The 22054-nt window shown below is 38.0% G+C and carries 26 protein-coding genes; 19 read left to right on the top strand and 7 right to left on the bottom strand.

The genetic code is table 11. The features are described 5' to 3' along the window. Positions 1-75: 75 nt before the first annotated feature. From F3G70_RS01480 to F3G70_RS01465, 4 genes are all read left to right on the top strand, one after another. Positions 76-945 (top strand): prepilin peptidase, encoded by an 870-nt coding sequence (locus tag F3G70_RS01480; protein WP_149730944.1) that lies wholly within the window; start codon positions 76-78, stop codon positions 943-945. Continuing rightward, positions 946-1371, top strand: a complete 426-nt coding sequence (locus tag F3G70_RS01475) for a class III signal peptide-containing protein (protein WP_149730943.1) — start codon at positions 946-948, stop codon at positions 1369-1371. Positions 1372-1485: 114 nt separating this feature from the next. Continuing rightward, positions 1486-2244 (top strand): hypothetical protein, encoded by a 759-nt coding sequence (locus F3G70_RS01470; protein WP_223165977.1) that lies wholly within the window; start codon positions 1486-1488, stop codon positions 2242-2244. After that, on the top strand, positions 2244-2924 hold the full coding sequence (locus F3G70_RS01465; RefSeq protein WP_149731066.1) for a diphthine--ammonia ligase: 681 nt from the start codon (positions 2244-2246) through the stop codon (positions 2922-2924). The genes F3G70_RS01470 and F3G70_RS01465 overlap by 1 nt, the downstream gene beginning before the upstream one ends. 1 nt (position 2925) lies before the next feature. Here F3G70_RS01465 and F3G70_RS01460 read toward each other — a convergent pair whose 3' ends face one another. From F3G70_RS01460 to F3G70_RS01450, 3 genes are read right to left on the bottom strand one after another with little or no spacing between them, the layout of a single operon-like run. Then, positions 2926-3465, bottom strand: a complete 540-nt coding sequence (locus F3G70_RS01460) for an AAA family ATPase (protein ID WP_149730941.1) — start codon at positions 3463-3465, stop codon at positions 2926-2928. After that, positions 3462-4208, bottom strand: coding sequence for a phosphopantothenate/pantothenate synthetase (locus F3G70_RS01455; RefSeq protein WP_149730940.1), 747 nt, complete (start codon positions 4206-4208; stop codon positions 3462-3464). The genes F3G70_RS01460 and F3G70_RS01455 overlap by 4 nt, the downstream gene beginning before the upstream one ends. 11 nt (positions 4209-4219) lie before the next feature. After that, entirely contained in the window at positions 4220-4603 is a 384-nt protein-coding gene (locus F3G70_RS01450; protein ID WP_149730939.1) for a hypothetical protein, read from the bottom strand. A 330-nt stretch (positions 4604-4933) separates the two neighbouring features. On the opposite strand from F3G70_RS01450, the gene F3G70_RS01445 reads away from it, so the two are divergent. From F3G70_RS01445 to F3G70_RS01435, 3 genes are read left to right on the top strand one after another with little or no spacing between them, the layout of a single operon-like run. Further along, complete coding sequence (locus F3G70_RS01445; RefSeq protein ID WP_149730938.1) at positions 4934-5977, top strand: ribonuclease H-like domain-containing protein; 1044 nt, start codon at positions 4934-4936, stop codon at positions 5975-5977. A gap of 11 nt (positions 5978-5988) precedes the next feature. Beyond that, a complete protein-coding gene (locus tag F3G70_RS01440) occupies positions 5989-7512 on the top strand; it encodes a HEAT repeat domain-containing protein (RefSeq protein ID WP_149730937.1) in 1524 nt (507 codons plus the stop codon). A gap of 44 nt (positions 7513-7556) precedes the next feature. Beyond that, complete coding sequence (locus F3G70_RS01435; protein ID WP_149730936.1) at positions 7557-8588, top strand: M42 family metallopeptidase; 1032 nt, start codon at positions 7557-7559, stop codon at positions 8586-8588. A 40-nt stretch (positions 8589-8628) separates the two neighbouring features. Here F3G70_RS01435 and tsaA read toward each other — a convergent pair whose 3' ends face one another. Then, positions 8629-9114: a tRNA (N6-threonylcarbamoyladenosine(37)-N6)-methyltransferase TrmO gene (gene tsaA / locus F3G70_RS01430; RefSeq protein ID WP_149730935.1), complete on the bottom strand. Its 486-nt coding sequence runs from the start codon at positions 9112-9114 to the stop codon at positions 8629-8631. Positions 9115-9281: 167 nt separating this feature from the next. On the opposite strand from tsaA, the gene F3G70_RS01425 reads away from it, so the two are divergent. Genes F3G70_RS01425 through F3G70_RS01415 form a run of 3 tightly spaced genes read left to right on the top strand, consistent with a single transcriptional unit; the run spans position 9282 to position 9947 of the window. Then, positions 9282-9488: a TOBE domain-containing protein gene (locus F3G70_RS01425; RefSeq protein ID WP_149730934.1), complete on the top strand. Its 207-nt coding sequence runs from the start codon at positions 9282-9284 to the stop codon at positions 9486-9488. 27 nt (positions 9489-9515) lie between these two features. Further along, positions 9516-9722, top strand: coding sequence for a TOBE domain-containing protein (locus F3G70_RS01420; RefSeq protein WP_149730933.1), 207 nt, complete (start codon positions 9516-9518; stop codon positions 9720-9722). 18 nt (positions 9723-9740) lie between these two features. Next, positions 9741-9947 (top strand): TOBE domain-containing protein, encoded by a 207-nt coding sequence (locus F3G70_RS01415; protein WP_149730932.1) that lies wholly within the window; start codon positions 9741-9743, stop codon positions 9945-9947. Between the two features lie 180 nt (positions 9948-10127). On the opposite strand, the gene F3G70_RS01410 is transcribed toward F3G70_RS01415, so the two are convergent. Then, complete coding sequence (locus F3G70_RS01410; RefSeq protein WP_149730931.1) at positions 10128-10565, bottom strand: molybdenum cofactor biosynthesis protein MoaE; 438 nt, start codon at positions 10563-10565, stop codon at positions 10128-10130. Positions 10566-10617: 52 nt separating this feature from the next. Next, a complete protein-coding gene (locus F3G70_RS01405) occupies positions 10618-11154 on the bottom strand; it encodes a nicotinamide-nucleotide adenylyltransferase (RefSeq protein WP_149730930.1) in 537 nt (178 codons plus the stop codon). Positions 11155-11252: 98 nt separating this feature from the next. On the opposite strand from F3G70_RS01405, the gene F3G70_RS01400 reads away from it, so the two are divergent. From F3G70_RS01400 to F3G70_RS01365, 8 genes are all read left to right on the top strand, one after another. After that, on the top strand, positions 11253-11906 hold the full coding sequence (locus F3G70_RS01400) for a hypothetical protein (RefSeq protein WP_149730929.1): 654 nt from the start codon (positions 11253-11255) through the stop codon (positions 11904-11906). A gap of 1 nt (position 11907) precedes the next feature. Continuing rightward, positions 11908-12429, top strand: coding sequence for a DUF367 family protein (locus tag F3G70_RS01395; RefSeq protein WP_149730928.1), 522 nt, complete (start codon positions 11908-11910; stop codon positions 12427-12429). A 166-nt stretch (positions 12430-12595) separates the two neighbouring features. Then, positions 12596-12742, top strand: a complete 147-nt coding sequence (locus F3G70_RS01390) for a 50S ribosomal protein L40e (RefSeq protein ID WP_058739021.1) — start codon at positions 12596-12598, stop codon at positions 12740-12742. Positions 12743-12843: 101 nt separating this feature from the next. Next, positions 12844-13596, top strand: a complete 753-nt coding sequence (locus F3G70_RS01385; protein ID WP_149730927.1) for a geranylgeranylglyceryl/heptaprenylglyceryl phosphate synthase — start codon at positions 12844-12846, stop codon at positions 13594-13596. A 55-nt stretch (positions 13597-13651) separates the two neighbouring features. After that, positions 13652-14713, top strand: a complete 1062-nt coding sequence (locus F3G70_RS01380; protein ID WP_149730926.1) for a DNA double-strand break repair nuclease NurA — start codon at positions 13652-13654, stop codon at positions 14711-14713. 4 nt (positions 14714-14717) lie between these two features. Beyond that, positions 14718-16217 (top strand): helicase HerA-like domain-containing protein, encoded by a 1500-nt coding sequence (locus F3G70_RS01375; protein WP_149730925.1) that lies wholly within the window; start codon positions 14718-14720, stop codon positions 16215-16217. A gap of 121 nt (positions 16218-16338) precedes the next feature. After that, entirely contained in the window at positions 16339-17496 is a 1158-nt protein-coding gene (locus F3G70_RS01370; protein ID WP_149730924.1) for a metallophosphoesterase family protein, read from the top strand. Positions 17497-17498: 2 nt separating this feature from the next. Further along, a complete protein-coding gene (locus F3G70_RS01365; RefSeq protein ID WP_149730923.1) occupies positions 17499-20249 on the top strand; it encodes an AAA family ATPase in 2751 nt (916 codons plus the stop codon). 15 nt (positions 20250-20264) lie between these two features. On the opposite strand, the gene F3G70_RS01360 is transcribed toward F3G70_RS01365, so the two are convergent. Continuing rightward, positions 20265-20666, bottom strand: a complete 402-nt coding sequence (locus F3G70_RS01360) for a nuclease (RefSeq protein WP_149730922.1) — start codon at positions 20664-20666, stop codon at positions 20265-20267. Between the two features lie 77 nt (positions 20667-20743). Here F3G70_RS01360 and F3G70_RS01355 point away from each other — a divergent pair, with 77 nt between their 5' ends. After that, a complete protein-coding gene (locus F3G70_RS01355; RefSeq protein ID WP_149730921.1) occupies positions 20744-22027 on the top strand; it encodes a Mur ligase family protein in 1284 nt (427 codons plus the stop codon). The last annotated feature ends 27 nt before the right edge of the window (positions 22028-22054 follow it).

The following is a 22054-nucleotide window of genomic DNA, read 5'->3' as shown; positions in this document are numbered from 1 at the left end:
TATTACCTTCTTTTTGAATATTACCGAGTTAATTTCTATCTAATTAATATACTAGTTTTCAAGAAACTTTTATTCATGATTTTAGATGATATTTATTTAATTCAGATTGTAACTACAATAACCTTTTGCATTGCCTTTTGCGTTTTTGACATCAAAAAGAACTATGTTCCCGATGAGCTGAACTATATGCTTATCGCATTCGGCTTCACGTCAAACCTGATGCTGACATTAATTACAAGTAACATTAAATTCATTTTGTTCTCGTTTATTTCATGGTTTGTAACATATCTCATCACTTTAATGATGTGGACATTAAACGTATGGGGTGGTGGTGACGTAAAGCTCTTTGCATCAATCGCTTCAGTCATACCATCTGGCATAAACAGTTCATTCTTTAACATTTCTCCCCTGCTGTCATTCTACCCCTTTTCATTTACGGTAATGCTTAACAGCATTCTGGTGTCATTTCCATTTCTCATGTTCCTTCTGGTATATCTCATCAACAAGAAAAACGTATTCAATGAGAATACGGAGATTTTCAAGGGTTTTTTCAACTATAAGAGCCTTAAAATCCTGATTGATTCGACCTTCAACGAGCACATCAACATCCGTGACCTGGAGGAGGGGATGATGGTGAACAACTATTACTTTGACGATGAGCAGATCAAGGAGCTTATCGAAAGCAGTGAGGACACGAACCTGAAGGTTTTCAAAAGCGATGATGACAAGTCAAGGTATTATTTCAAGACGCTGACTGCAGGAGGCGTGACCAAAAGGGACATGTACCAGCTCAAGATCATGAACGCCCAGAAAATAATTTCAAACCAGATTTCAATAAGGCTTGGCTTTCCGTTTGTCCCGGCAATTCTGGCGGGGCTGATAGTGGCAATCTTTTACGGAGATCTGTCTATGCTGATTTTAAAAAATTTTGTTTTGGTGAGTTAAATGGACAGTAAAGGACAGATTTCACTGGAATACCTGATGATATTTGCGGTTTCGCTGATTCTTCTGATAGCCTTTACCCTTCCGTTATCGGAAATTGCAATTCAGGACACGCTTGATGTATCGAACAGTTTAAATGCAAAATCCGAACTTTCTAAGCTTTCAAATGCCATAAATCAGGTCTACAGCGAAGGCCATGGATCAAAGCAGATCCTTTATCTGGACATGGATAACTCATTAACCGTTAAAATAGCTAATTCGTACCTTTCGGCTTCCGTAAGGCTTCATGACGGTAGTTATAAGCAATTGAAGATTTATTACAATTCAAATCTTGATTCGGGAAGTCTGTTTTTGGATAAGGGTATGAACAGGATAATTGTTGAATGGCCCATTAATGAGGAGAATATGCAGTTATACAAGCGATATTGAACCCAAAAGTATTTTTAACCATGACTCTAAATATTTAATATATATTTATATTAATGAGTTGGGTATATGGAAATTATAACTACAATTATTTACATTGTTTTATTTATTATTTTGATGGTGTTTGTTTTTTCTATAGCCATGCTGAAGCCTTTCATGTCTAAAAAAGAGACGCTGCTTATTCTTATTGTTGCTTTTTTCATTGGAGTCATCGGAGGAGCATTTTTCCTAAGTCCGATTTACTCGGATATGCCGGAAATTGCAAGTTCGGTGGGAAGCTTCATGCCAGGCAATGAAGAGACGTTATATCTTGATTTGTCATCATCAACGGACATTAATGCACTTAAAAACGACTTGTCTAAAATTGACGGATTCAAATCCTTTGAAGAGACAGGAATCACGATACCTCTGTGGTCGTTCAATGACCGGGAGTATGAATACTTCAAGTTTGCTGTAGGTAACATTGATTCACACTTTAAAAACTACACGGTAAACAAGACCACAGGTGAGATTTACATCGCTTTGGATAACTATTCATCTTCCGAAGCCTTAAGCTCATTTGCAAACTGGTATAAGCTGGTTTATGGCGGACCAATCTCCTATGCGCAGATTCATGCAAAGATGGTTATATCCTCATATTCCTTAAAAGAAGTACAGGATTTATTGCTTAAAAAGGGTATTGTGGCTTCAAACATTGAAGGAGATATCCAGAACAGTGTTGACAACACTAACTCTTCAATGCTACCTAATTGGGAGTTCACTCTTCTCTGCGGAGGAATTGGAGTTGTCGTTGCAATCATAGGTATTTTCTTTGACACTTTCGCTGTGGGATCAAGAAGATTCAACAGGGCCATGAACAAGAAAAGGAAAAGATGATGAAGGTCGCAGTATTGTTTTCCGGCGGCAAGGACAGCACCATGGCTGTCTACAGCGCTTTGGAAAATGGAGAGGATGTCGAATATCTGCTTTCTGTGAAATCGGCGAATGACGAGTCATACATGTTTCATGTTCCGAACATTCACCTTACCGATTTGCTTGCAGAGGCGATGGATATTCCTATCATCAGCGTTGAAACCGATGGGATTAAGGAGGCCGAACTTGAAGATTTGAAGGAAGGCTTTCAAAAGCTTAAAAGTTTAGGCGTTGAGGCTATCTATACCGGTGCACTTTACTCGGTTTATCAAAAATCAAGGATTGAAAAGCTTGGAAGCGAACTCGGACTTGAAATAGTTTCACCCTACTGGCATGTTGACGAGCTGGAGTACATGCGGATGATAGTTTCCCTGGGTTTTGAAGTCATAATCAGCGGAGTTGCCGCATACGGGCTGGATGAGAAATGGCTTGGCCGCAGAATAGATGACGAGTGTATCGACGATTTGGTTAAGCTCAACGATAAGGTAGGCCTTAATCTTGCCTTTGAAGGAGGGGAGGCTGAAACCCTTGTTCTCGACGGACCGATTTTCAAAAAAAGAGTCAAGATTCTTGAAGACGAAAGGAAATGGCATGTTGACAGTGGTCTTTATATAATAAAAAAAGCAGTATTAGAAGAAAAATGAGTTAAACATCATATTCTTCCATAAATTCATGAATTTCTTTAATGTATGAGTCCAGATCGGACTCGTTAATGAGGAGCTTGTCTGAAAGTGAAATGACATTGCCTATTCCAAAGCCTAATTCATTTTCATCCCTTTCCTCGAATACGGCATAATCATCGGTGTCGTCTTCCCGGTTTCTTGCCTTTATTCTTTCGAAGCGTATTTTTGAATTTGCAAACACCGAAACGATAATGAAATCTTCAAAGTTTTTTCTGAATAATTTGACTTCATGGTGGCTTCTGATGCCGTCCACGACAATTGATGAGTCAACGCCTTCTTCAAGCAGTTTCTTGATTTTTTCGATAGTCCGTTCAGCAACGATTTCGTTGCCGAATTCCTTTCTTAAGTTTTTAGCAGTTTCTTTACTTGGTTCGCCACGTTTTTTAGCTTCTTCACGTATGATGTCGCCCATGCTGACCATAATGGCTCCTCTTTCACAGGCAATATCAGAGATAAAGCTTTTCCCGGAACCAGGCATTCCGGATACTCCCATTATTCTCATTTTACTTCCTCTTTAATTTTAAATAATTCCAAAGATTCCTTCAGATTAATGTCATTGTCAAATTCTTCAATAATTTCCCTTAAAAGCTCTTCATCCTGTAATTTCAAATCGCGAGCTATCTTTGTCATGAATGGTATCGCACGGACCAGATTGTCAACGATTGAGACATCTGACATCTTGGACGTTCTTGAAAGCGGGTTCAAATCAATAGTGATTGTGTTCTTGCCACTTCTGGACAGTATTTCTGCCCTGTCTCCGTCTTCGAGAGGCACAAGCACAGTATCTGCGCTGTAAATTCCATTCTTGCTTGCAGAAGCTCTAGGATTTTTGATTTCATTGATATGCATCATCTCATCATTGTTTGTACCGAGTATTTCCGGATAGTCCCTGTCGTAGAACAGCTTGGCAATCTTGTTTACCCTATCGTCGGTTCTGTAAAACAGGTTGATTTCAATTTTTGCATCTATCTCTCTTGCAAACTCGATTATCTCATCAATTGCAAGGGCTACAGTGTTTCCGTTAACTGAAATCACCGGATTTTTTGATAAAAGCATTATGGCTACCGTCACATACATTGCCCTTTTGGCCGGAAGCGTGGTTTTCTCGCCCAAAAGATAGTCAAAGGCTTCACCTCTTCCGTGAGCAATCATTGCTGAATCGGCCAGATAGCCTGCTTTTGAAGCTTTTACGATTTTATCTCTCAATACTAATGATTCATAACGTGGATGGGACTTTGATAACATATATTACCTCTTTATTTTAACTCTATATTCATCTGCGCTAGATATCCGAGCATCGTGGTTATTATCATCACGATAATTAACATTGAAAGAACATGTGTGGGATAATTGGCCACTAAGTGGTTTTCATTATGGGGAATGATAAATACGATCAAATCCATAATGACGTCGACGATTACGAATATTATTCCAACGGTTATTCCTTCGATTACTTCGTTTTCGTTGATTTCCCTGATATAGAGTATTCCAAAAAATCCTGTAAAGATAATTATGCTTATGGGTGTAACCAGATTGATATACATTACGTTATCCAGAATTATCGGCTGCACAAAGGTTGAAACCAGATACGTTAAAAACCAGATTAATACTCCGTAGACAACGCCTAATTTAATATTCATCAAATCTCCCCAAAACTTTAATTATCATTAATATTATGTTTAAAAATTAATATAAACTTTTCTTAAAAAATAGCAAATATCCAAAAATAGTTATTAAAAGGATGTTAGGCAGACAATGGGCATTATCTGCCTAAAATACTTGTTTGACAAGCTTTTCTAGAGAAATGAATTTTAAAGTTTGGCTGTTTTAATCTACATCTCTAAGCTACTTTTACGTAGCTAAATATTATTATGAATGTTATAATATATAAACTTATTTATAATTTATAAAAATTCAAGTTTGTTTTATTGACAATTTTTATATTTGATGGCTTATATAATAATAAAACAATGCAAAACACAGAACATGAAAATTACTTATTTAAATCAATATTAAAAGATTCACCAAGTTGTGAAAGCTTTTCTTTCGATGAATACAAGAATGTTTCACATTCATATTATAATGATTTCAAGGAAAAGCTTCTGATTGAATATCGGGACAAGGAACTCACTGATATTAAGGGAAGCGAAATAATTGATACTCAATTTGGTCAGACTTTAAGGATTGTTCAAAAGGAAAAGATAGATTTTGAACTGGCAGAAAACAATTTCAAAAGTCGAATGAACCATAATCTCAAGCTGCTTCCGAAAATTGGAATCAAAACGGAAGAAAACCTTAAAAGGAAAGGTTTCAATACAATAGAATCCCTTCTCGACCACGATTCCCACAGGAAAAACGCTGAAAGATTCCTTGAAGATATTGATTCCATGTCATTTTCAGAGATTCTGGACTTGCTGAACAACAATAAGTACGGCAAGGACTGTAAGGATAATCTGATTAGATGCATCAGCTTAAATGATTGCGAAGACTTCAAGTTCATGGATATAGAGACCCTGGGCCTTTCAAACGTTCCAATCATATTGATAGGCGTTGCGGAAATAAAGGACAATAACATTATCTCCTCACAGTATTTCCTGAGGGACATTGAAGAGGAAATTGCCGTAATGGACGCTTATTTCACGCATCTGGATGAAAATTCCGTGCACGTCACCTTCAACGGAAAGACATTCGATGTGCCGTTTATAAAAAACAGGATAAATTACCACCGTATGGACGTTGATTTCAGCTATCCGCATCTGGATTTGATGTATTTTGCAAAGTATCTCTGGCAAAATGAATTGCCGAACTGTCAGCTCCAGACAATTGAGAAATATAAGTTTGGAATTGAAAGGGTTAATGACGTGCCGGGACAGTACATTCCTGGCTATTATAATACTTATCTCAGTCAAGACAACATTGGACCTATGATTCCAATAATTGAACATAACAGGCAGGACATCATCTCTCTTGCCGATTTTCTTTTGAAAATGTATGAAGAGGTTAATTACGAATAAGGTGTTTTAAAATGGGTTTATTTGACATATTTAAAAAGGATAAAAAGGAAAAAAAGGATAAAAAGGAAAAACCTAAGGAAATAAAGGAAATTCCTGAAGACCATAAGGTTTCAGACGTTGAACTGCAGCTAAAGGAAATTGCAATGAACAGCAAAAACAGAAACGAAAGGGCGATTGCAGTCAACAACATCACGGACCAGTACGTTGCCCTTGATTTGGCCAAAAACGTAAAGGACCGTGCAATCCGGCTGATGGCGGCCAACAAGATTGAAGATGAAAAGCTGTTGTGGGACGCCGCACGCAACTCCAAGTTCTATGACGTGAGAAGTTTTGCATACGAACGTTTGGGGGAAAACAACAAATCTATTGCTGAGATGGTAATTAACCAGAAAAAATCAAAAGAGATAACCGAAATATTTGAAAAGATTGAAGATGAAAACACCTTAAAGGACATAGCCCTCGAAGCAAAGGACAAAAGATACAGAAAAGACGCCCTGGAAAAGATTAACGATGAGGAAATCCTTAAGGAATTGGCGTTCAAGGCAAAAGACAATTCCATTCGTAAAGGAGCTGTCCTGAAGGAATCATTTACCGATGAGGAATGCCTACAAAAGATTGCGCTGAATGACTCCGACGGTGAAGTGAGAATCGAAGCCATAAAAAAGATTTCCGATGAGGACAAACTTGTTGAAATAGCCAAAAACGAGGGAAACGCCAAAATCAGAAACGTCATTTTTGAAAAGATTACAAACAGGGATTTATTAAAGGATATTGTTCTGAACTCAGAAAAGTCAGACGTAAGACTTGATCTGGTCAAGATAATTGATGACGATGACATATTAAGGGAAGTCGTCATCAACGATTCTGATAAAGTCGTAAGATCAGAAGCAATCAAGAAAATCGACGATGAGGAGACATTAATCATGGTGGCCAAAAACGACTCCGACAGGTTCGTTCGCCAAACCGCAGTCAATAAGATTAAAACGCCTGAAGAGTTAATAGACATCGCATTAACCGATGAAGATTCATTTGTCCGCACCCGTGCGGTTTCAAATTCGAATCTGACTGAGGAAGGGGACTTCGTCAAGATTGCAATAAACACCTCCCATGAGGACATCGCCCTTGAGGCCATGAAAAACATCAAATCCGAAGACTCATACGAAAAAATATTGCATGAGGCCAAGCTGGCGTCTGTTAGAAAGGATACCCTTGACAATATCAACGACTTGAGGGTTCTAGTTCAAATCATACTTGAAAACAAGGACCTGGAATTCAGCCTGAGGGCTCTTGACAAGATTGATGATGAGGAAATCCTTCTTAAAATCTATGAAAAGGATATTCATGAGGACATTTCAGTCAAGTGCGTTTCAAAAATAAGAAGCCAGAAAGAGCTTACAAGAATTTTGGAAACGGACAAATCATGGAGAGTAAGGGAAGCCTGCGTTAAAAAGATTGTCAGCAAGAAAGTCCTCAAGGACGTTTCCATTAACGATGAAAGTGAATATGTAAGAAACGTTGCAAAAAATAGGATTTAAGATAATTAATATATAATAAGAAATTCAAAATTTAAAACGGTGATATGATGCAATTAATGAGAGAACTCTCTTTGGCACCTGGAGTATCCGGGTCTGAAGAGGAAATCGCTAAAATTATTGAAAGAGAATTAAAGGATGTAGCTGACTCCATTGAAAGGGACAGTATGGGAAACTTGATAGCCACTAAAAAAGGTGCAAAAAAAGCCCCTACTGTTATGTTGGCTTCACATATGGATGAAATTGGTTTAATGGTCAGATATATTGATGATAAAGGTTTTATCAAATTCTCAAATATCGGTGGAATTAATGATCAGATGCTGATGAATCAAACCGTAACCATCCACAGCAGCGTAGGAGAGCCTGTGGTCGGCGTTATCGGTTCAAAGCCACCTCACGTTACCAAGCCTGAAGAGAAAAACAAGGTTGTCAAAGCCGATGACATGTTCATTGACATCGGTGCAAAGGACAAGGAAGATGCGGAAAAGATGGTTCGTATCGGGGACAAGATGACCTTCAACGCATTATTCGAGGAATATCCTAATAACTTGATTATGGGTAAGGCTCTGGATAACCGTGTTGGCTGTTATGTAATGATTGAAGTCCTCAAAAGGGTAGACACCAGAGCTACAGTTTACGGTGTCGGTACCGTACAGGAAGAAGTCGGCCTTAAAGGAGCTAAAACATCTTCATTTAAATTGAATCCTGACTTGGCCATCGCCCTTGACGTTACCTTATCAGGTGACCATCCTGGAATCAAGCCTGAAGAGGCACCTGTTGTAATGGGAAAAGGTCCGGCAATCATTTTGGCTGATGCAAGCGGACGTGGAATACTCACCCAACAGTCCGTTAAAGATTTGCTCATTAATGCAGGGGACGAAAATGACATTGACTACCAGCTTGAAGTCAGTGACGGCGGAACCACCGACGGTACAGCAATCCATCTGACCCGTGAAGGTATTCCTACCGGTGTTTTATCAGTTCCTACAAGATATATCCATACTCCTGTAAGCGTTTGCAGTATGGATGATATCGAATCAACAATTCAATTGATTGTTGCTGCCATTAATGGCTTATAATATTAAAAAAAGAGTTTAAGGGAAGTTTTTTAAAACTTTCCTATTTAAATCTGTCATCTGATTTTTGGGATTTTGCCTTATTGTGTTTTGTTTCAAACCATCCTATTTTTAATTCATCTATGGTATCTTCGTATAATTGAGGTACATAAGGTTTTATATCCAGAAGTGGTGTTTCGTCCAGTACGTCGATATTTGATACGTATACGGTATTTCCTTCAACCTTATCTATTTTGACAACGGATGAGCCGATTCTATTTGGCCTTTTCGGTGATCTTGTTGCGAAAACTCCATGCGTATCGTTATCCATGAATGGTTTCACTTCAAGCAAGTAGCCTTCGACCTTATGAAGCAAATACAATATATTGATGTGTGAAAAATCTTCCAAATCCTTTAAGCCGTCAACATATTTGTCTTTTATTACTAATTCGCCCTTAACACCTTTAGCTCCTGTTGGCTGGATGGGCATTCCCTCAATTTCTGTAAATTCTGTATGAATTGTTCCGATTGATTCAAGTTCTACTTTCATGTTATTATTTTATGTTTTTACTCTTTAATATATTATTTCATTTCGTGTTTAGCGATATGAATGATTTTCGGTAATCGTTTTAAAATTTCTTTATTCATCAAAAAACGAAAGATTTATATACAATTCGATACAACATATTAATTGTCAACTAATGTGAGATGATATAAATGGAACTTAGTGCAAGAAATCAATTAAAAGGTAAAGTAGCTAATGTCGATTTAGGTGCTGTAATGGCAAATATCAAAATCGAAGTGACCGAACCTTCAGTTATTACTGCTGTTATTACTAAGGAATCTGCTGAAAGGTTAGGTTTAGCTGAAGGCGATGATGTAGTAGCTTTAATTAAATCTACTGAAGTTATTATAGGTAAATAGATCTGAAAAAATTATGGTGTGATTTGAATGGAACTTAGTGCAAGAAATCAATTGAAAGGAAAAGTAACAAATGTCGAATTAGGTGCTGTAATGGCTAACATTAAAATTGAAGTGACCGAACCTGGTGTTATCACTGCTGCAATTACTAAAGAGTCTGCTGAAAGGTTAGGTTTAGCTGAAGGCGATGATGTAGTAGCTTTAATTAAATCTACTGAAGTTATTGTAGGTAAATAGATTAAAAAGGTGTTTTTAATGGAACTTAGTGCAAGGAATCAGTTAAAAGGTAAAGTAGCTAATGTCGATTTAGGTGCTGTAATGGCAAATATCAAAATCGAAGTGACCGAACCGGGCGTTATCACCGCAGTTATTACTAAGGAATCTGCTGAAAGGTTAGGTTTAGCTGAAGGCGATGATGTAGTAGCTTTAATTAAATCTACTGAAGTCATTATAGGAAAATAAACTGGATTAAATCCAGTTTTCAATTCTCTTTTTTAAATTAAATTAATGCCTAAAAGATAGGCAGGAAAAACAGAACAATCACCAATAAAATTAATACCACTATGAATTTCCAATGCTTGATTGTGAAATAAACAGCAAAAAATAGTATTAAAAGTTTGATGAGAAAGATAACGCTTATCATTATCCTCCTGCCAGGATTGTTTTAGTTCCCTGTTTGGAAATCTCTTCTTTTTTAAATTCAACGTCGAATTTAACATTTTCAATAACTTCTTTTAAAGCGTCCAGGCTTTCTCCCCTGTGACCACCTAAAACAGCAACCAAAAAGAGGCTGTCTCCGGTGTAGAATTCTCCAAGATAGTGGACAACGGATATTTCAGCGACGTTGTATTTGATTTTTGCGTTTTCAACGATGGCTTCAATCTCTTTTAATGTCTTTTCCTTGTCAGGTGTGGTCAATATGAGTTTTTCCAAATCCATATTTTCTTCTTTTCCACGTACTATTCCTTCAAAAGAGAAAATAGCTCCGCAATAATCAACTTTAGAATTCTTCTTTAAATCTGCGAGTAAATCAGGCATTGTTACCTTGTCTTCTTTACCTTCTATAACTTTAACAACCATAATTATAATCTCCTTTATATTATTAATATCTTTATCATATTTATAACTATTGTTATATGTCACTGATTTCCTTTACAGATAAATTTTTAAGCCTTAAGACACCATCGATTTCTTCCATGACATCAACAGTGGACTGGTTTACAAGTTCCTGCCAGTTTTCATCAGCCAGGATTCTTCTTCTCACTTCACTGCCTGATAGGTTGAGTCTGTCGTATAACGGTGGATTTCTAACCTCATAGCCCTCTTCCGAGAAGAGTTGCTTAACCAATGAATTTCCCGAATAAACGATTGAAAATGGAGGAGTCATCATTTTTACATGAGCGGTCCAGATAGCATTATAGTTAATGTCTTCCAGAGGAATAATATAATATTTGCTCGGATCGATTTTTTCTTCCGCAAGAGCCTGCGCAACCATAACAACACGCTCGCCGGCAGTAAATGGATTTTTCAATTCATGACTTAGCTGAGCGCTTCCTATGCAGATAATGATTTCGTCAACTTCCTCTAAAATCTTTTTAATAACTTGCATGTGGCCTTTGTGGATAGGCTGCATCCTGCCGATTAAAATTCCGCGAACTTTATTATCCATAAATAATCACCAATGATTCCTATTAATATATTGAAGTAAACCTATATTAAATACTTCCATTATAATATTAAATGTTAAAAAATTAACGGAGTTTTATAATGGAAAAGAAATATTTAATAATTATCGCAATCGTCGTATTGGTTGTGGCTGTCGTAGGCGCTCTTTTCGCCACTGGCTTTTTCAACAATGCCCAGACAACACCCTTCGATACCGAGTTCATGAGCGGAGCCTTTACGGGCAATGTTGCCCAGGGCGAAAGCAATGAATCATTTATGGCTACATATCATGATGATGCCAACAATATTACTTATAACCTGACGACCATGGACAATTCATCCGAACTGATGGAATTGTATAAGTTCCAGGGAGTTATGGGTCCTGAAAAACGTTCATTCAACGGTCAGGAATGGAACATCTACTTTGGTGAAGCGTTGCCTGTAGTCAACAACACTACGGTTTCAAACACATCAAAGGCAATGGGAATCGTAATCTGTGAGGCCCATACCGGCCATCAGGGATACGTTATCTACACCATATTCTCAGACCTGTCCAAAGTGAACTTCACATTGAACACTTTCGGTGATTCATACGTCAAATTCATCGAGCCTCTGCTCAAGTCAATCAAATTGAAAGATACCGATAACATCGCATCAGTAAGTCAGCAGTTTGGATTAAGCAACGATGAATTTGCACAGCAAATCGAGCTGATACGCCAGATCAATGCAGGAAACTACTCAGGTCTAGAAGGTTAATATGAGAATTACGGTTTTTCATGCGGATGAGTGCGACAGAAAGAAATGCACCGCAATCAAGATGGAAAGGCTTGGAAAGTGCAGGCTGGTTCACAGCATAAACAGGATTCCTGGCGGTGCTATAGTACTTAATCCATATGCTGAAAAGGCCGTTTCATATGAGGACTACAAATATGTTCAAAGAAGGGGAATTGTTGGACTTGACTGCTCATGGAATGAGGTGTCACGTTCCAAGAAATTCTTCTCCCTATCCAAATACCACAGATCCCTTCCATTTTTAATCGCAACGAATCCGGTTAACTATGGAAAAGCATGTATTTTATCAACCGTTGAGGCTGTAGCCGCCACATTATATATAACCCGCTTTAAGGACGAGGCCAGGGATTTGATGGACGGCTTTAAGTGGGGTCACACATTTCTTGAGCTTAACCATGAGCTACTTGAAGCGTACTCCGAGGCCGATACAAGCTCTGAGGTCGTTAAAATACAGAACGATTTTCTCGAATCCAAAAATTCAGAGTGATTATTTTAAAATTAATGTTATTTTTTCATTGAAATCAGTGAAAATAACTAAACCTTTAAATACTATTAACATTAAATAATTTATTAATAGTTATGATTATGGTATAGTCTCATTTTATTCATAACGATTATTTATTTGATTTCATTATTATAAGGAGGAGTTATTAATGGCAAGATTTGAAGAAGCAGAAAACAGAATGTTTAATATTAAAATCTGCTTAAAATGTAACGCTCGTAACCCTGCTGGTGCAACAACTTGTAGAAAATGTGGTTACAAAGGCTTAAGATACAAAGCCAAAGAACCAAGAGGATAGATTCATTCCTCTTTTTTCACCATTTTTAATTTTACTAAACCATCGAATTATTATTTTTTCTATCAATAAATTAATATACAATTTTAAATAAACTTATTTTTATGAAAGATGTTGAAGCATATATTAAAAATATATTAAAAGAAAGGAAAGTTCATTTCACTTTAATCGATCCCGATGAACAGACCCCTGAAGAAGCTTTGAATATCGCAACTGAAGCTATTGAGGGTGGAACTGACGGTATTATGATTGGTGGATCAACTGTTGATAATGTTGGCGTTGACGAAACCTGTAAAATACTCTCTGAAAACATAGCTGTTCCAATAATCATATTTCCAGGAAATACTAGTAGCGTAAGTAAATATGCTGATGCAATATTTTTTATGAGTTATCTTAATTCCAATAATCCTTATTGGATAATTGGCGCACAAGCTCTTGCTTCCCCTGCTGTTAAGAAATCTGGCCTTGAAATATTGCCTATGGGTTATATGGTTGCAGAACCTGGCGGAACTGTAGGCTGGGTTGGAGAAGCAAAACTGGTACCTAGAAACAAGCCTAAAATCCCTGCCGTTTATGCAATGGCATCAGAATTTTTGGGAATGAGATTCTTCTATATCGAAGCCGGTTCCGGTGCGGATCAGCCTATTCCTCCTGAAATGGTTGCATACACCAAAAGGGCTACCGATGACATGATTGTAGTTGTCGGCGGAGGTATTCGTGATGCAAAAGCAGCATACACTGCAGCCAAAGCAGGCGGAGATATTATCGTCACAGGTACTGTTGTAGAAGAAACCACAGACGTTAAAGCTAAAATTCAAGAGTTAACTGGAGCTATTAAAAAGGCTTCAATCGAGTAGTTATCAGCTGCTCTACCACTACTTTTTTTTATTATATATTTACATATTAACTATTATGTTAAAATCACTATATTATAAGGCTCTCAACAATAAGCGATATCTCAAGCCGGAGCCGGAAAAGCAGGACAAATCATTTTTGGACGGAAAATGGTTTGACAAGCCCTTTGCCAAAAGCAAAAAGGACTTCTGCATTGCAGCAGGTGACGGAAGCTTCAACATTAAAAAATTCCTCATGTTCAATTATTGTCCTGTAAGTGCGGAGGCTTTAATTTACGATAACGAGCTGGATTCAATCGAGCAGTCAGAGATTTTCGAAATTGACCATGTGCCTTTCATAAAGGAACTGGTTCCAAATTACATGTCCATATTCGAGCTTAAATGCTGCCTTAAGGCAATCAGCGAATATGACGTTGATTATTATCTTTTTGACGGATCCATTTTCGGGGATTTGCAGAACCATTATCCAAAAGGCGCAAAGCAGCCTGCCGACATTAAGGAGAAATTAAACGGCGGCGTTTTGAAAATGTTTATAGACGACATCAACGATTTGTCAAGTCTGGATTTGTCATTTCCCGAAATAAAAAACAAGGTCTTTGTCCACGCATCCGATGAAATGGATGACGTTTATGACTTGTATTTATCTTCAATCGAAAAGCTATTGGTTTTAGGCGAAATCCTTAAGAAAAACAAAAAGCTGATTTCGATTTCCAAGTCATCCTCAAGCAATGATTTGTTTCACTACAAGGCTCCGGACATCGGCATTTTAGACCAGTTCACGCAAAAGCAGGGAATTTCAAAAATCATCTATAAGAAAGTGGAAGATTCCATTGCGGTTCCCTTCCCTGTAGCCAATGACTTTTTCAATAAGTTATGGTTTACAATCTTTTATGTGAGGCTGGAGGAAAACAAGAGCGTTTTAAAGATTGAGCTTCCTTACTATGCCGAAGAGGATGAAATAGCTGAAATAATTGAAATCATAAAAAGAGACGGGGCAGGAGGATATCCGTATCTGCTTAACAAGGCACATAATAATGTTGTAATAACGAACAGTAATGTTGAAGAACTTTTAAAAATCAGTAGAATTTATGAAACCACAAACAGGGAACAATTAAGGTGATAATATGACGGTAGGTTACTGCGTAGGAGAAATTTCATTATCGGAATTAACGTTCATTTCAGACAAGATGCCGCAGGTCGGCGAATACGTGACTGTCGAATATGACGGCAAAAAGGTTTTGGGAATGGTTGAAAGTTTGGTTCGAGGAAACGATGCTTTAAACATCGATTTGCATGATGTTGACGCAATTCAAACGATTTCCCGAATCGGAGGAAACGACTATTACATTAAGGGAAAGGTAAAGCTTTTGGGAGACGTTGACGATAAATTAAGGCTTCCGAGAACCCCTGCCCTGCCAGGAACTCCAATCAAGCTGGCAGATAAGGAGATTCTGGATAAGGTTTTCAAGGTTAAAAACCCTATCAAATTAGGTACTCTTGTCAATCAGGAAGACGTCGAAGTCAATGTGGAGGCAAACCCGATGCTCAACAGGCATTTGGCTATTTTGGCCATGACCGGTGCAGGAAAATCCAACACTGTGGCGGTACTGATGGATCAGCTGTTGGCCTATAGCGTGCCTATTTTCGTTTTTGACATGCACGGCGAATACCGGGATGCAGAGTTTCCAAACGGTAATGTTAATGTAATAGCTCCTAAAATCAATCCGACTTACATGTCATTTGCGGAAATTAAAAGACTGGTCAACATTTCAGGAAATGCATATATTCAGGAGAGATACTTCAGGAAAGCTTTCCATCATGTCAAAAGGGAGATTGACAGTGGTACCGAAAGGGATCATAAGTTTCTGGATGCGATGTATGATTATCTGGCTGTTCTGGCCAGTGAAGAGGGCTCAGACAAGCAGATTATCGATGTGATGAATAAAATTGATGATGCAAAAGACAAATACAGCAATCTCTTTGACAATAACAAGGGCAATATTTTAACCGGCATTAAGATAGGCCACGTTAATGTCCTTGATTTAAGCCAAAGCGATGAATATGTAGCAGAAGTGCTTGTAAGCCACATTATGAGAAACGCTCTTCGAAGAAGAAAAAATGCCGTTCACGGAAATACTGGCGATACCTTAGACCACCCTGTATTTTTCGTCATTGAGGAAGCCCATATCCTGGCTCCGAACAGAAGGGATTCACAGTCAAAGCATTGGATTCAAAGGGTTGCAAGGGAAGGACGTAAATTCGGTCTGGGACTCTGTCTGGTAAGCCAGTCCCCTAAAACCGTTGACCATGACGCCCTGTCACAGATGAACAATATGATAATACTGAGGCTTGTCGAACCTGAAGACCAAAGGCACGTACAATCAGCTTCAGAAAGCCTATCAAGGGATTTGATTGAACAGTTGCCTTCACTTAATGTCGGTGAAGCCATTGTTCTAGGTTTAATGAGCAAAGTGCCTACATTAGTTAAAATAGACGAGTTTAAAGGTCGCCGTACCGGTGGTGATTTGGACATAATCGGAGAGTTTAAAAACTATCGGGAAGCTGAAGAAGCAGAAATTAGACGTCAGGAGCAGGAGAGCCTTGATTTGGGTTACGATTACTAGGTGGGGTCAATATTGCTCTTGAAAATGCATAAAGCTTAAATAATTATAAATTTAAACTACTACATAATTAAATATTTTATAAGTGTTTAATTGGTTATATACGAAGATTAGAGGTAATATAATGAAATTTGCACATTTGGCAGACACTCATTTAGGTTATCGTCAGTTCGGTTTATACGAACGTGAAAAAGACTTTTATGAAGTGTTTGAGAGGATTATTGATAGAATAATTGAAGAGAAAGTTGATTTTGTAATACACAGTGGAGACCTGTTTGACAATGCAAGACCATCTCCTTTAGCTCTGTTTACAGTTCAAAAAGCGTTAATTAAGCTTAAAAATGCAAACATTCCAATATTTGCAATTGCAGGTAACCATGATACTGTAATGCGTAAGGGAGCTATTCCTCCACAGGTATTATTCAAGAAGTTTGGTTTAAAGGTAATAAGTCCTATCAATACCAACTACATGTTTGAAGATGTTTTTATAGCGGGTCTTCCGTTTTATCCGTCTTCACAGGATAAGAATCTTAAGAATAAATTGTCCGAACTGTCCAAAAAGGCAGCAAACCATGAAAAATCCATTCTGGTATTGCACCAAGGCATTGATAAGTATTTCAACCTTCAGTATGAACTTGAAATAGGCGACGTTCCGGATAACTTTAATTATTATGCGATGGGTCACCTTCACAATTACATCAATGATGATTTTGGGAAAGGTAAACTCGTTTATCCTGGATCTAGCGAAGTCTGGAAAACGACGGAACTTGGAGACTACAGAAAAAACGGAAAGGGCTTTGTCATAGTTGATTTTGATTCAGCAAAGCCGTCCGTTACAAGAATAAAAATAGACCTTCCAAGGGAATTCATTGAAAAAACTTTGGATTATGACACCCTGGCTCACGGTGTTGAAGAGATAAAGGAAACGATTAAGGATTTTGACAAAAAGCCGATTCTCAATCTCACAGTTGAAAACGTCACTTCAACTACAGCCGCATATGATCTCATAACCGAAGAGCTGGATGATTTGTCACTGATGGTAAGGCCTAAATTCATCACTCCAGGTGAAGAAAACATAGATTTAATCATCGACAAGGAGAATGCTTTGGGTCCTATTGAGGTGTTGTCTTCCAGATTAGAGTCCTATGATGATGAAGACATTACCAAACTGGCTATTGAATTGTATAATCTGCTTTCAAAAGATGAAATCGAAGAATCCAGACAACTGATTGATGAATTCTATAAAGAGAGATATCCTGTTGAAGAGGAAGAGGAGGATTAAAAATGATTTTCAAACGCTTAAAATTAAAGAATTTCAAATCCTATGCAAATGAAGTTATCAAGTTTGACAAGGGAATCACTGTTATTGTGGGAGAAAACGGTGCAGGAAAATCCTCTATCTTTGAAGCCATGAGCTTCGCCTTATACAAGCAGCATACTGCAGGAAGAATTGGAGACCTGGTTAGAAACAATGCCGATATGATGGGCGTTGAGCTTGATTTCGTATCAAGAGGCAAGGAATACAGAATCATTCGTGAAAAGACCAAATCTAAAATGTCTTCACGACTTTTAACCAAAACGTCAAGCGACAGCGAGTTCATGTCACTGTGTACTGGCGAAAAGGAAGTGGCTAATAATATTGAAGCCATACTGGATATGGATGCCAATTTATTCCTCAACGCAATATATGTAAGGCAGGGCGAAATCGCAGAGCTTGTCGATAAGCAGCCTGCTGAGAAAAAACGCCTCATTGCTAAATTGCTTGGATTGGATTCACTGGAAGTTGCATGGAAAAACTTATCTCCATTAATCAATGAATATGAAAACAAACTGGCTGAAATCAAGGGAAAGCTTTATTCCAAGGATGCTCTAAAGGAAGAATATGACACCAAGACTTCAGAGCTCAATGATCTTAAGGAAAGGGGTCATGAACTGGAATCCCAAATTAAAGAGGTCAAGACCCTAAGGGAAGAGATTGCTGAAGACAAGCGCAATATGGAACGTGAAAAGGAAATTTACGAAACCCAAATAAATAACTTGGAAAATGAAAAGCAAACCCTGGAAAAACTTGAAAACGACAAGCACATGCTTCAGGAAAATCTGGACAAGATCCGTGAAGCCGAAGAGCAGATTGGCCGTTTAGAAAAATACGTTTCCAAATTGGATGTCTATCTGGACTTTGAAAAGTCAGTTGTCAGCATTCAATCCTTAAAGGAATCAGAAATAGAACTTGAAGACAAAATTGATTCAATTAAGGAACAGAAAACTCTGATTCATGCTAAAAAGCAAGGATATAACGATTACTTGGCATCAGATGAAAAGATTTCCAAATTAACCAATCAGAAAATCGAGTATGAAAAGCAGCTGGCCACGTTGACCCAGCTTGAAAATGACAAGAAAGTCCTTCTTAAGGGAATTGAATCCGACAGGAACGAAATCGAGAAATTCTTCGTTCTTACCAAGGAAAAGCTCCTTGACTTTGGAATGTCACAGGATATACTGGCAAATGTCGATGACTTAAAGAAACTGGGCGATGTAACCAATGAATACATCGATGAGATTTCCACAAAGATTGAAGACCTGACAAGCGACATAAACTCCAAAAAAGAGGATATTGTTGCATTCAAACAGGCAATTGCGGCCAATGAAAAGCCTCTTGAGGAACTGGCCAACGTTGACAACAAATGTCCTGTATGTCAGTCCGACATCGATGAAGCCAAAAAGGTTGAGCTTACCTCACAATACAAAACGGAAATTGAAGAGAATACCAAAGCCATCGGTGAAAATGAGGAAGCCATTAGGATGTTTACCAAAAACAGGGACAGCTTTAAGGAAAAACTGGATAAGGTAAAGGCAATTTCCGAAGAAATCCTGGAGCACAAGTACAAGTTCTCCAATCTGGAAAAGGACTTGCAGCGTTTAAGTGAAATAGACCAAAACCTTGACTCCAAGGAGCATATAAGCGGAAAGCTCGGTGAACTGATTCTTGAAATAGCCAAGGAAAAGGAAAACCGTGACAGCTATAAGCAGGATCATGATGATTATAATCAGTCAAAAGGAGCTTTGGATGTACTTGGAAGCCAAACAGAAGCCGAGTACAAATTAAAGCAGGTTAAAAATGAAATTGACGTTCACGTTAAGAATATCAAGCTGGCCATTGACAGCGATCCTCATTTAAGTGGGGATATGGATACTCTGGAGCTTAAAAACCGTATTGATGATTTAAAAGCCAAAAATGAAGAGTATAATCAGCTTAAAGGTTTTGTTCAAAATAAGAACACGATAACGACCCAGTTCGATTCAGTCAAGGAGGACATCGGTGTTTCCAACAATCAGCTGGATATCATTCAAAACAAGATTAACGCATCCACTTACGATAAGGAAAAATACGAACAAATCATTTATCGTGACGAGATGTACGGCAGAAGATACGAATCATTTACCAATGAACTGTCTGAGATTAAGGGAAGAGCCAGGGAACTTATCGCCCAGCACAAGTCTTTGGCTGAAAAAATCAAAAACAACGACAGGTTCCAAAGGGAACATGATAACATCACACATTATCTTGTCATATTGAAGGATATTCGTGAACTTTACGGCAAGAACGGTATTCAAAAAGAATTGAGAAACAATTCAAGGCCGATCATTCAGAAAAATACCAAAGAGTTCTTTGATGACTTCAATTTCAATTACTCCGATTTGACATTGGATGAAGACTATAACATTGTCGTATGGGGTCCTGAAGGTGAATCATCAATGTCTATGGTTAGCGGTGGTGAAAAAATAGCTATCGCGTTGGCTTTAAGATTGGGTATCACAAAATCCATGGCTAAAGGTGATTTGGAAACTATCCTCTTGGATGAACCTACAATTCATTTGGACAGCGCCAGAAGACAGGAATTAATTAATCTGTTAAAAGAAATGTCTCTGCTGCCTCAAATGATTATTGTAACACACGAAAATCAGCTTGAAACGGCTGCTGATAATCTGATTAAAGTAGAAAAAGAAAATGGAATATCAAAAATAGTAAATTAATTTTTTACTATTTTTCTATTCTTCTAAAAATTCGTCTGAGCCTTTTATGGCATCAACAATGCAGTTTGCGTTCCATCCGACAATCATCGCCGCCTTTTCTTCAAGGTTTACCGGAACTTCTTCAAGTCCGTAGGGCCTTACAAGTATTATTGGAATATTGTATTTTTCCCCGGCTTCAATCAAGTCGTCAAAGCTTTCCTTGTTGTTTTTGTATAATCCTGCAAGCAGAATGATTCTATCGACTTTTCCATAGAACTGTTCTCCCGCAGTTGAATATGAAGATGAAATCGATTCTTTCCATAGGAAATCAGTTTTTGAAAATAACTTTTCGGTAAATTGGGCATATTCCCTGTTAAAATCGGTACCGTTACTAATTATCAGATTGTAAATCTTATCATCCTTATCCTCTTCAAACATTTTCTCACCTAATCAAAAAATATATTTTACTAAATATTTAAATTATATATATAATTTAGTTCATGGTATTGTTTTTTATGAAAGCGGCAGTAATAGGATTAGGTGTTGAAGGTAAAAAGGCAGTAAACTCTCTTTTAAAACATGGTTGGGAAGTTTATGCAAGTGATTTAAACAGTAATGTTGATTTATCCGATTTAGAACTTGGAGGCATTTCATTAAACTTTTTGGATGGTGGAGAATCATTTTCAATCGTTTCAGATTCCATAACTCTTGATTTGGGATTTACAAATTCGGAACTTATCGATGAGTGCGATGCGATAGCCATCAGTCCAAGCATGTTCGGAGGATCATTTGCAAATAAGCTCTTATCAGAAGGAAATCTCTTAAGCGACGTCGTAACCAATCACAAACGGATGTTTACTATCGGAATTACCGGAACAAACGGGAAAACCACCACTGTCCACATGCTGAAATCCATTTTGGAAAACGCCGGCAAAAAGGTTTTGGTCGGCGGAAATGGTGGGGGAGGCTTTTCAGGATATTACGATTTGATGCTTGAGGCCGAAAACGGCGAATATGACATTCTTCTTGTAGAGGTCTGTGACATGACCCTTGATTTCTGCCGTTACGCCTTTGATTTTGACATGATCGGCCTGACCAATATCGGAAACGACCACATGGACGTTCACAAAACCATAGCCAACTACAAGGATTCCTTAGTCCGCTTTTTCGACGGCAAAGAAATTTTCACAGCTTTCAATCAGGATTTCAACAGCAATTTCAAGGAAGTTGCCAAAAAGCATATCTCTTATTTTGAATATCAGGATTCGCTTAAGGTTTTCGGAAAGTTCAATAAGCTTAATGCAGGTTTGGCCATGGCAATCGCAGGTGAGCTGAAGGTGCCTAAGGACATTATCAGGCAGTCATTGTATGACTTTGAAGCTGTTAGCGGGCGTCTTGATGTTTATAAAATAAATGATGCGCTGGTTTATGTCGGAAAAACTGATAACTCAGATGCCTTGAAATCCGTTTTAACCGAAAGGGATTTCTATGCTATATTCATCGGCACTCCAAGATCCCATGAAACCCACAGGCTTGAAATTATAGACGAGGCCGTAAAGTACAATCCCGAAGTAATCGTCGTTTTCCCAGGGCTTGACGATAATCTGGATTTGGCAATTTATCGCCTAAATTACCTAAGATATCGCGGCAGAGTATTAACCGCCACGTCACTTGATGACATCATCGCCCTGGTCGCAGAGTTTTCACATGAAGAGGCAATGCTCATCGGCGGTAACGGTCAGGAAGCCATTATCAACATTCAAGAGAGAATTAAGTTAATCTCCGAAAAACTCCAATGAATCATTACATATAAATATTAATAACTT

The organism is Methanobrevibacter millerae (assembly GCF_900103415.1).
Classification (GTDB): Archaea; Methanobacteriota; Methanobacteria; order Methanobacteriales; family Methanobacteriaceae; genus Methanocatella; species Methanocatella millerae.
Note: the sequence above shows the minus strand (reverse complement) of the source record. Positions and strands in the feature narration are given on the sequence as shown.

Excerpts from the sequence above, each read along its gene's own strand:
- F3G70_RS01480 (WP_149730944.1), top strand. The coding sequence starts at position 76 with ATGATTTTAGATGATATTTATTTAATTCAGATTGTAACTACAATAACC.
- F3G70_RS01475 (WP_149730943.1), top strand. The coding sequence starts at position 946 with ATGGACAGTAAAGGACAGATTTCACTGGAATACCTGATGATATTTGCG.
- F3G70_RS01470 (WP_223165977.1), top strand. The coding sequence starts at position 1,486 with ATGGTGTTTGTTTTTTCTATAGCCATGCTGAAGCCTTTCATGTCTAAA.
- F3G70_RS01465 (WP_149731066.1), top strand. The coding sequence starts at position 2,244 with ATGAAGGTCGCAGTATTGTTTTCCGGCGGCAAGGACAGCACCATGGCT.
- F3G70_RS01460 (WP_149730941.1), bottom strand. The coding sequence starts at position 3,465 with ATGAGAATAATGGGAGTATCCGGAATGCCTGGTTCCGGGAAAAGCTTT.
- F3G70_RS01455 (WP_149730940.1), bottom strand. The coding sequence starts at position 4,208 with ATGTTATCAAAGTCCCATCCACGTTATGAATCATTAGTATTGAGAGAT.
- F3G70_RS01450 (WP_149730939.1), bottom strand. The coding sequence starts at position 4,603 with ATGAATATTAAATTAGGCGTTGTCTACGGAGTATTAATCTGGTTTTTA.
- F3G70_RS01445 (WP_149730938.1), top strand. The coding sequence starts at position 4,934 with ATGCAAAACACAGAACATGAAAATTACTTATTTAAATCAATATTAAAA.
- F3G70_RS01440 (WP_149730937.1), top strand. The coding sequence starts at position 5,989 with ATGGGTTTATTTGACATATTTAAAAAGGATAAAAAGGAAAAAAAGGAT.
- F3G70_RS01435 (WP_149730936.1), top strand. The coding sequence starts at position 7,557 with ATGATGCAATTAATGAGAGAACTCTCTTTGGCACCTGGAGTATCCGGG.
- tsaA (WP_149730935.1), bottom strand. The coding sequence starts at position 9,114 with ATGAAAGTAGAACTTGAATCAATCGGAACAATTCATACAGAATTTACA.
- F3G70_RS01425 (WP_149730934.1), top strand. The coding sequence starts at position 9,282 with ATGGAACTTAGTGCAAGAAATCAATTAAAAGGTAAAGTAGCTAATGTC.
- F3G70_RS01420 (WP_149730933.1), top strand. The coding sequence starts at position 9,516 with ATGGAACTTAGTGCAAGAAATCAATTGAAAGGAAAAGTAACAAATGTC.
- F3G70_RS01415 (WP_149730932.1), top strand. The coding sequence starts at position 9,741 with ATGGAACTTAGTGCAAGGAATCAGTTAAAAGGTAAAGTAGCTAATGTC.
- F3G70_RS01410 (WP_149730931.1), bottom strand. The coding sequence starts at position 10,565 with ATGGTTGTTAAAGTTATAGAAGGTAAAGAAGACAAGGTAACAATGCCT.
- F3G70_RS01405 (WP_149730930.1), bottom strand. The coding sequence starts at position 11,154 with ATGGATAATAAAGTTCGCGGAATTTTAATCGGCAGGATGCAGCCTATC.
- F3G70_RS01400 (WP_149730929.1), top strand. The coding sequence starts at position 11,253 with ATGGAAAAGAAATATTTAATAATTATCGCAATCGTCGTATTGGTTGTG.
- F3G70_RS01395 (WP_149730928.1), top strand. The coding sequence starts at position 11,908 with ATGAGAATTACGGTTTTTCATGCGGATGAGTGCGACAGAAAGAAATGC.
- F3G70_RS01390 (WP_058739021.1), top strand. The coding sequence starts at position 12,596 with ATGGCAAGATTTGAAGAAGCAGAAAACAGAATGTTTAATATTAAAATC.
- F3G70_RS01385 (WP_149730927.1), top strand. The coding sequence starts at position 12,844 with ATGAAAGATGTTGAAGCATATATTAAAAATATATTAAAAGAAAGGAAA.
- F3G70_RS01380 (WP_149730926.1), top strand. The coding sequence starts at position 13,652 with ATGTTAAAATCACTATATTATAAGGCTCTCAACAATAAGCGATATCTC.
- F3G70_RS01375 (WP_149730925.1), top strand. The coding sequence starts at position 14,718 with ATGACGGTAGGTTACTGCGTAGGAGAAATTTCATTATCGGAATTAACG.
- F3G70_RS01370 (WP_149730924.1), top strand. The coding sequence starts at position 16,339 with ATGAAATTTGCACATTTGGCAGACACTCATTTAGGTTATCGTCAGTTC.
- F3G70_RS01365 (WP_149730923.1), top strand. The coding sequence starts at position 17,499 with ATGATTTTCAAACGCTTAAAATTAAAGAATTTCAAATCCTATGCAAAT.
- F3G70_RS01360 (WP_149730922.1), bottom strand. The coding sequence starts at position 20,666 with ATGTTTGAAGAGGATAAGGATGATAAGATTTACAATCTGATAATTAGT.
- F3G70_RS01355 (WP_149730921.1), top strand. The coding sequence starts at position 20,744 with ATGAAAGCGGCAGTAATAGGATTAGGTGTTGAAGGTAAAAAGGCAGTA.